Annotated in this window: 1 protein-coding gene; it reads right to left on the bottom strand. The window is 39.2% G+C overall.

Annotation, left to right across the window (positions count from 1 at the left end):
* On the bottom strand, positions 1-2,205 hold a 2,205-nt coding region (locus GBI16_RS17920; RefSeq protein WP_151707599.1), incomplete at its 3' end, for a TonB-dependent siderophore receptor.
* Positions 2,206-2,353: the final 148 nt, after the last annotated feature.

Raw genomic sequence — 2,353 nt, 5'->3', positions numbered from 1 at the left:
GCGGACTGTAAACGTTACGTTTCTTGGCTCACCCCAATATACGCCATTATAGAAGCCCACATTGAGATAGTATTTTTCATCAAACAAGTTATTAATATTTAAGCTTGCAGACAACTCATCACTAAACTTATAACTCGCAAAGGCATTTGCTAAATAATACGATTTTTGTACGACTGTTCCGCCATTATAAGCATTTTGTGGTGCGGTTCCCCAGTTTTGAAAAATTTCACTTTGCCAATTGACTCCGCCTCCAACAGTAAGTTTATTAGCCCCATTCCACCAATTTTCTGGCAATGTATAGCTGGTAAAAAACTTAACTTGGTTTTGTGGAATTGTGGTCGTTGAGTTTGATATTGCTGAACTCACACTATTCACATAGGTATAACCCGCACTTACATTCCAATTGTCTTGTAACTTACCAATAACTTCCGTTTCAAAACCATTTATTTTTAATCCTTTACCCGATGACATATAGGCTGTGTCTAAATCATCTATTTTCGGAACTTTGCCTTGGTCATATTCAACATCTGTAACGGCAAGATCTTTGACTGATGACCAAAATACTGCAGCGCTTGTTAATAATTGAGCATCAAAAAATTCAGCTTTAAGTCCAAGTTCTGTACTACTACCAATCTCTGGGTCCAAATAATTACCGTTTCTATCCCTTTTGCTTGAAGGTGTAAACATGTCGGTATAACTTGCATAAGCTGTGTAGCGATCATTGAAATCATAAAGTAACCCCACATAAGGAACAAACTGCTCAAAACTCCGAGGTTTTTCAGGTTTTTGGTTCATCAACCATGTCTTGGTTTTATAATCATAGGTATTAAAACGACCGCCTAGAATTAACTTGAGTGGATCGGCCAAATTTAAACGCAGGGTTGAATAATAACCAAATAGTTCAGTGGTGGTTTTACTCCCAGCCCCTGTTTTTACATAGGTCGGCTTTGGTAAATCCCCCGTCCAATCACGATAGTCTTGAATCACCGCTGGATAATCAATCTTTCGATCAACTTTTAGTGAGGTCGTCTCTGATTTAAAGCCACTGTAACCTACAATTAACTCATGTTCACGACCAAATAGCTGAAAAGGACCTGTTGCATATAAGTCTAAATTGAGTTTTTTACTCTCTGAGTAAGGTGCTACCTGTGTCCATATACTCAGACCTTTACCTGTTGAAGGATCTGGGAATCCACTTCCGCCGTAAGCAACTAACCAACTATTATCCGATGCACTATGTGCAGCAGCCGCTTTTACCATCCAACCGTTGTCAAATTGATGCTGAATATCTGCAAAAATAGTTTCATCTTTATGTTTAATTGCACTCCAGTCTGTCGTTAAACTAAAGTTTCGTGGCAAGTGAGCAAGACTACCATCCGCATTAAAGTAAGGAACGGTTCCCCACGTCGATCCCTTAGGGTCATTGTCCTGATACTGAAATCCAAGCGACGCGGTTGTATTATCAGTTAAATCTGCTTCTACAATGGCCATGGCCGCAGTTGACTTTAGCTCATAGAAATCCATATAGGATTCTTTATCCGTATATGCAGCCATTACCCTACTACGTACACTGCCATCTTGAGTCAAGGGAATCGAGACATCAGCTGTTACACGAGTATTATTCCAGCTTCCATAAGTTGAACTTACACTCCCGGAAAAGTCTTTATCTGGGCGTTTACGTACCATATTAATCGTCGCTGACGGATTCCCTGTTGAACCCGTTAAGCCACTCGCCCCTTTAATTACCTCAACACGATCAAAGAAAAAACTGTCTGCCCTTGGGCTATTATCGCCCACTGGCATGCCATCAATTTGTCGGTTGGTAATAGAAAAACCACGAGCATAATAACTTGAACGCTCACTATCTTGTTTGCTAACAGTGACACCTGGTGTAGCAGCCAATACATCATCAATGCTCACAAGATTACGTTGCTCAATCTGTTCCTGCGTGACAATACTCACAGACTGCGGTGTTTCTTTTAAACTTAGATTTAACTTCGATGAAGATTTTGATTTATTTGCTTTAAAACTGCCTGTTCCTTCAGTTTGATCACTGATTGTTGCCTTGGAACTAATCGTCGCGAGTGTTGCTGTATCTGTGACTTGATCCTGCTCAGTTGCCCAAGCAAAATGCATTACTCCTCCATAAATTAAGATGGATTGAACAGCAAAGCTAAGGGTCTTTATTCGAAATTGTGAATTCATAATGTAGATTGAGTTAACTTTTGTGAGAATAATAATTATTATCATTATAATTTGTGATGTAAACTGCTAATGCCACCTCACATGATTGATAAAAAAAATGATACTTTTTTTGATGACATAAAAATACCGCCTACAAGGACGGTTTATC

The organism is Acinetobacter sp. TUM15064 (genome assembly GCF_008980265.1).
Taxonomy (GTDB): domain Bacteria; phylum Pseudomonadota; class Gammaproteobacteria; order Pseudomonadales; family Moraxellaceae; genus Acinetobacter.
Note: the sequence above shows the minus strand (reverse complement) of the source record. Positions and strands in the feature narration are given on the sequence as shown.